Source organism: Streptomyces sp. NPDC058632 (assembly GCF_042717095.1).
Classification (GTDB): domain Bacteria; phylum Actinomycetota; class Actinomycetes; order Streptomycetales; family Streptomycetaceae; genus Streptomyces.
This window is the reverse complement of the sequence record NZ_JBHXQZ010000119.1, coordinates 1-6431: the sequence shown is the minus strand read 5'-3', so window position 1 is coordinate 6431 and position 6431 is coordinate 1. Positions and strand designations below refer to the sequence as shown.

The following is a 6431-nucleotide window of genomic DNA, read 5'->3' as shown; positions in this document are numbered from 1 at the left end:
GGCGGGAGCCAGCCGCAGCGGGACGCCCCGCTCCGCGGCGACGGTGGCCTTGCCGACCAGGAGGGCGGCCAGCAGGGGGTGCCGTCGGTGCCGGACACTGCGCCGGGCGCCGTGTCCGGCACCGGGCCGGGCCGCTCCGTGCCGGGCGCCAGGTCGCCGAGAGCTCGCTCCACGGCACGGAGTGTGCGGCGGTCCTCGAGCAGTTGGGCATGGCTTTCGTCGACGAGCCGCAGCGCCTCGTCGACCGCGTCCCGGTTGACGGCACGCATGATCGCCGTCGCCGTCGCGTGGCCGTGGCCGGGTACCAGGGCGCGGAACGCGGCCAGGGCGCGCGCGTGCAGCGGGGTGTAGGTGCGGTAGCCGTGGGGGGTGCGGTCGGCGGGCGGGAGGATGCCGGCCTCCTCGTAGTTCCTGACGGCCTGGGTGGACAGACCGTGCCCACGTGCCAGGTCGACCGGCCGAAGCCGTCCCCCGCTTTGAAGGTTTCGCCCCATGACACCGACGGTATCGCGGAAAAGTTTTCACCGGAAGTTCAGCGATAGCGTTGAGGGCATGACTCATCGCATCAAGGACGCCGTTCGTGCCGTGGACGCCGGGAGCGTCATGGAGCTGCTTTCCGGCCGGCCGCGCGTGCTCGCGCTCGGGGAACCCACGCACGGCGAGGACGCTCTGCTGGGCCTGCGCAACGAGCTGTTCTCGCAACTTGTCGAGCAGGAGGGCTACCGGACGATCGCGATCGAGAGCGACTGTCTGATGGGCCTGGCCGTGGACGACTACGTCACCGAGGGCACGGGCACCCTCGACGAGGTCATGGCGCACGGATTCAGCCACGGTTGGGGCGCCTTTGCGGCCAACCGCGAACTCGTGTGCTGGATGCGGGAGTACAACGTGGGCCGGCCGGCCTCCGAGCGGCTCCGCTTCGCCGGTGTCGACGGCCCGCTGGAGATCACCGGCGCCGCGAGCCCTCGGCAGGCTCTCACCGCACTTCACGACTGCCTCGCGGCCCGGGTGGACGCGGACCTGCTCCCCTGCACCACGGAAACACTCGACCGCCTGCTCGGCACCGACGACCGGTGGACCCATCCCGACGTCATGACGGACCCGGCCCGGTCCGTGGGGCGGTCGGCAGAGGCCGGGGAACTGCTGCTGCTCGCCGACGACCTGGTGGCGCTGCTCGACGCCGAGACGCCGCATCTGATCGCGGCGACCTCGCGGGACGTCTGGGACCGGGCGCGCCTGTACGGACGCACCGCCACCGGTCTGCTGCGCTACCACTACTGGCTGGCCGGCACCTCGTCGGGTCGCATGACACGGCTGCTGGGCCAGCGGGACCGGATGATGGCCGACAACCTCCTCGCCCTCGCCGAGCGGGGCCCGACCCTGGTCTTCGCCCACAACAGCCATCTCCAGCGGGACAAGAGCACGATGCGCATGTGGGATCAGCCGCCGCTGAAGTGGTGGGGCGCCGGCGCGCTCGTGAACGCCCGTCTGGGCGAGGAGTACGCCTTCCTCGCCACGGCGCTCGGCACGATCCGGCACCGGGGAGTGGGCACCCCGCCCCCGGACACCGTCGAGGGACTGCTGTACGCGCTCCCGGAGGACCCCTGCCTCATCGGCGGCCCCCGGCTGGCCGGCCTCCTCGGCGACAGAGTGCCCGCCACCCGCGTGTCGCCGTGGTTCGGGTACAGCCCGTTCGACCCGGCCCGCCTGGAGGGAGCCGACGGGGTCGTGTTCGTCGGGGACGTCCCGGAACACCAGGGAATGGGCCCCCTCTCGAGCGAAGCCGAGAGGGGGGAGTGACGACCACGCGACTGGGGACACCCCCTGCTCGAAGAGCTTGAGGGAGTGCGTGCCGGACCCCGCGTCCTCGGCGTGATCCGCCCGGGCAGGCCCTGAGTCGTACGGCCCGCCCCGGGGGGTGCCGGTCAGCGCGGGAGGAGCTTGCGGGCGGTCAGGGCGAGGGTGACCTCGACCAGGTCGAAGGGGCGGGAAAGGGAACGTCCGGTCAACTGCTCGTAGCGTCGCAGGCGGTTGAGGACGGTGTTGCGGTGGCAGTACAGCCGTCTGCTCGCCCGCTGGGCGGACCCGTCGCAGGCCAGCCAGGTGGCCAGGGTGTCCAGCAGGACCTCCGCGTCGGCGGGCTCCAGCCGTGCCAGCGGGCCGAAGAGCCGGTCGGCCAGGGCGGCGCCGAGGTCGGGGGACGACACCACCAGGGCCGCCGGCAGGTGTTCCGTCAGCCGGACCGTGCCGCCGGTCTCCGGGCACAGGCTCAGCGCGGTGTCCGCCAGCCTTCGTGCCTCGCCCACCGCGGCGAGCCCTTCGACGACGCTGCTGACACCCACCCGTACGCCCGGCGGCTGCTCGTCCTCCACCACCGGCTCCGCGTCGTCCTGGACCAGGACGACGCCGTGGTCGGCGTCCACTCCTGTGTGCCAGTGCACGCGCACACCCGGAGCGAGCACCGCCTGGGCACGGGGACAGGCGGCGAACCGGCCGCCGCCGACCGCGACGACCACGTACCGGCCGTGCTCCGGCAGGTCCAGCGCCAGCGCGGCCTCGGGCAGGTCGGCGATCCGGCTGCTCCCGTCGAGCAGCGCCGCGGCCAGCAGCCGCACCCTGTTCTCCCGCCGCCAGGACAGCTGCCGCTCGGTCTGCCGGTAGGAGTCCGCCACGACGGTGCAGTGCTCGTCGACGAAGTTCCACACGTCGGACGCCACGTGCACCAGCAGCCGTACGTCCTCGGGTGCCGTCCGGGAGGTCTCGTCGACCAGGTTCTGCCACACCAGGGAGCCGCCCAGCCGGAAGGCGTGCAGCAGCGCGTCCAGCGGCAGCCCCTGTTCGGCACGGGTGGCGCCGATCTTCCAGGAGCAGCGGCGGGCCGCGTCCCGGACGCCGCGCGGGTCGAGGAGCGAGGAGATGCTGTGCCGCAGCGAGCGGTGCACCTCCTGCCAGATCTCGGTGGCGTCGTTCTCGATCGCCGACCGGTAGGCGGGCTCCTGGTCCTGGAGCAGGGCGACCAGCTGGTCGGAGAGCCGGGGCAGATCGTCAAGGAGCACCCGGGCGGCCCGGTGCAGCACGCCCAGTGCGTCGGCGTCGATCAGTGACCGCACGCGCGGTGCCCGCGCCCGTGGTGCGGGCACGGGTCCGGGGCGCGGCAGGCTCCGTGGCCGTACGGCGTGTTGCATCGCGCATCTCCCCCAGGGTCGGCTTTCCCGGCGGCGCCCGCGTGACGGCCCCCGTACCGGCTCCCGGCCGGCCGCGGAGCCCGTGAGCGGGCCGCCACCCGACTCGTCCTGCCCCGAAGGATGACATACCGTCCGGTCGGTCCCTAGAGTTGTGCACCGGTCTTTTCCGCCTGTTCGACAAGTCGGACCAGCTCGACCCGGGAGCGGACGCCGAGCGTGGCGAAGACGTTCCGCAGGTGATAGTCCACGGTGCGGGTACTGACGGACAGGCTCAGCGCCACCTCCCGGTTGGTGGCACCCTCGGCGACACACCGCGCGATCCGCAGTTGCTGCGGGGTCAGCCGGGACAGGCTCCGCGCGCCGTACCGGGGCGGTTCGCCCGTGCCCGGCCCGCTCGGCGCCACGCCGTTGGCGCGCAGTTCCGCGGCCGTCTGGCGTGCCCAGAGCTGCGCGCCGCAGCGCTCGAAGTCGACCAGCGCTTCCCCGAGCCGTGCGCGGGCCTCGCGCAGTCTGCGCCGGCGGCGCAGCCACTTGCCGTGCAGCAGTCCGGTGCGGGCCCGTTCGAAGTCGCCGGACGTCTCGTCGTGCCGGTCCAGGGCGCGCAGGTACAGCTCGTCGGCGTCCTCCGGCGCGGCCAGCAGGGCGCGGCAGCGAAGGAGTTGGGCGGGGGCCTGCGGGTCGGCGCCGCAGCCGGCCCACAGCGCGAAGTCCTCGACCAACGCGCGGGCGTGCTCGGGCCGCCCGGCCAGTGCGGCGGCCTCCACGAAGCAGGGGACGGCGAGCATCCACACCGCGAAGTGGCCGCGTCGCGCGCCGGGGCGGACCAGCGGGCCGAGCCGGTCGGCGGCCTCCTCGGGGCGGCCCGCGCCCAGGTCGGCGCGGGCCGCCGCCCACTGGGCGAGCAGGGCGGCCTGGGCCAGGCCGTGCCGCCGGGCCGTGGTGAGCGCCGCCGTCGCGTGCTCGGTCACGCGTGCCCGGTCGCCCTCGATCGATGCCGCCAGCGCCAGTACGGCGTGGTGGTGGGCGGCCGTGTTCCGCTGTCCGGTCCGGCGCGCGGCACGCAGCCCCTCCTCGGCATGGGTACGGGCCAGCTGGTGGCATCCGGCGCGCAGTTCGGCATAGGCCAGGTACTCCAGGGCTCGCGGTTCCAGGGACGCGGTGCCCAGCGTGCGTGCCGCCGCCAGGGCCCGTGCTCCGGCCCGGCGGGCGGCGGCGACATCGCCGAGCATGAGAGCCGCGGCGGCCGAACGCAGCAGCCGTTCGGGCTCGGTGGCGGGACGGCCCCGGTCCACCACGCGGGTCAGCGGGGCAGCGGCGAGGTCGAACCGCCCCAGCAGCACGGCGCGCATGCCGTCCCGGTGGTCGCGGAGCAGGGCGGGCGGGGGAACGGAGGGCTGCCCCGGAACGGCGCCGCGGTGGGCAGGGCAGCCCCGGGGCGCCTCCCGTGCTGCCGCCTCCTTTGGGCTCGTCTCCTGCGAATCCGTCGTGGTCGCAGCCGCGGCACGGGGGTCGAACACCCCCGCGACGGCGGGATCGGCGCAGGCGTCATCGTGGGTGAGAGCCCGAAGGCAGGCCTGCCAGTCGCCGGCGGCCCAGGCCGCGTCCGCCGCGCCGAGGACCGCCGCGTCGGCCTCCGCCGGGCTCGGGCCCGCCAGGAGGCGGGCGGCGAGCAGGAAGGACTCGCGGGCGTCGTCCACCGGGCCGTCGGCCAGGAGCACTCTGCCCCGCAGCAGTTCGGCGCGGCCACGTACCGGCGCCGGTGCCGGCCTGCTCCCGGCGGCGTCGAGCAGGCGCAGGGCCTCGCGCGGATGCCCGGCGAGGAGGACCTGTTGTGCGGCGGCCGTGTACCGCCGTGCCCGCCGCGCGTCGTCCGGCGTCAGTTCGGCGGCCCGCACCTGCGCCGTACGGAGCAGGGAGGGCGGTATGCCGGGGGTCGAGTCGGTGACCGCGCGCTCGAGTCGGTCGGCCAGGGCCTCGTCGGGTCCGGAGGCGGTCCATGAGCGGTGCAGCAGTGCGGGCACGCCGTGCGGGTCGGGGTGTGCCGCGGCCAGCGCGCGGTGCGCGGCGCGGCGGCGCTCGGGCGACGCACCGGCGTACACCGCCCTGCCGAGCAGCGGGCTGCGGAACCGGAGCCGGCCCTCGGGAACCGCGACCAGCTCGGGCGCCTTCGGCGGCTCGGACGGTTCGGGCGGTCCGTCGTCCTCCCGACCGCCGGAGCCGTTCGTCGCCCGCCGTACGAGTGCGGCCTCGGCATCCTGCTCCCCCGTGGCACGCATCGCCGCGGCGACGGCCAGCAACAGGCCGGACCGGTCGGGTCGTCGGCCGCTCAGGCACCCACCCGCGACAGCGGTCAGCATCACGGCGTCGGCCAGGGGGCGGGGCAGCGCGTGGTCGCCGCGGAGCTGGGCCGGCGAGAGGCGGTGGGCCAGGGCCAGCAGCAGTGCGGGATTGCCCTGCGCCTCGGTCACCAACTCGTCGCGGACGACCGGGTCGACGGCACCGTCCGTCAGATCGTGCAGCAGCCCCGCCGCGTCCCCGGGCGTGAGCGGGGCGAGCTCCAGCACCGGAAGCCCCGCCAGCTCCTCTCCCACGGGCTGGTGTCCGGGCACGGTGACGAGCAGGCCCACCCGGTGGACGCCGTCCGCCGCGTGCACACGCGCTGCCGCCCGGCCCAGCGCCGCGCGCGAGGCGGTGTCCCACAGGTGCGCGTCGTCCACGCACACCAACAGGGGTGATCGGGCGGATGCCGCCCGCAGGAGGTCCAGGAGCACCTCCCCGCCCGCCGCGCCGTCGCCGGGGGCGCGCCCGGAGTGGCCGGCGGCGCGCAGCAGGGTGTGCAGACCGCTGTGGGGCTGCGGAGACCAGGCCCGTTCGGCGCGGACGTGCCACACCGGTCCGGCGCGGAAGGAGCGTGCCGCGAACTCCAGGAAGGCCGTACGGCCGCCGCCGGGTTCACCGGTCACGACATGGGCGCCGCCGTCGGTGCGCAGTCCGTCCAGCAGCGCGGCAAGCGCCTGCCCTCGGGGTCCCGCGCGGTACCGGAGCGGAGCGGGTCCACGGGTCTTCTGTCCGCTCATTTCCACTACCTTACTCACGCGTAAGGAGTAGTGGAAGGTGTCCGTCCAGGTGCCGGAGGCGGCCCATCCGCTGTTCCATCAGCGGCTTTTCGCGGTGTGCGCGGTGGGCTGCGTGTGCCGCCGCCCAACCGGGCCGCACCTCGGCGGTGCGGGCCCACAACGCCGGTGG

The 6431-nt window shown here is 75.1% G+C and carries 3 protein-coding genes and 1 pseudogene; 1 reads left to right on the top strand and 3 read right to left on the bottom strand.

Going from position 1 to position 6431, the window contains the following annotated elements:
• Positions 1 to 494: pseudogene (locus tag ACFWVE_RS31315) on the bottom strand (MerR family DNA-binding transcriptional regulator); the annotation flags it as partial.
• A 58-nt stretch (positions 495 to 552) separates the two neighbouring features.
• Between ACFWVE_RS31315 and ACFWVE_RS31310 the strand changes: the two are divergent.
• Positions 553 to 1800 (top strand): erythromycin esterase family protein, encoded by a 1248-nt coding sequence (locus ACFWVE_RS31310; RefSeq protein WP_384021376.1) that lies wholly within the window; start codon positions 553 to 555, stop codon positions 1798 to 1800.
• A gap of 125 nt (positions 1801 to 1925) precedes the next feature.
• On the opposite strand, the gene ACFWVE_RS31305 is transcribed toward ACFWVE_RS31310, so the two are convergent.
• Positions 1926 to 3185 (bottom strand): helix-turn-helix domain-containing protein, encoded by a 1260-nt coding sequence (locus tag ACFWVE_RS31305; protein ID WP_384021373.1) that lies wholly within the window; start codon positions 3183 to 3185, stop codon positions 1926 to 1928.
• Positions 3186 to 3328: 143 nt separating this feature from the next.
• The gene (locus ACFWVE_RS31300) at positions 3329 to 6262 is read right to left on the bottom strand and encodes a LuxR C-terminal-related transcriptional regulator (RefSeq protein ID WP_384021370.1); all 2934 of its coding nucleotides are present in this window, start codon (positions 6260 to 6262) and stop codon (positions 3329 to 3331) included.
• Positions 6263 to 6431: the final 169 nt, after the last annotated feature.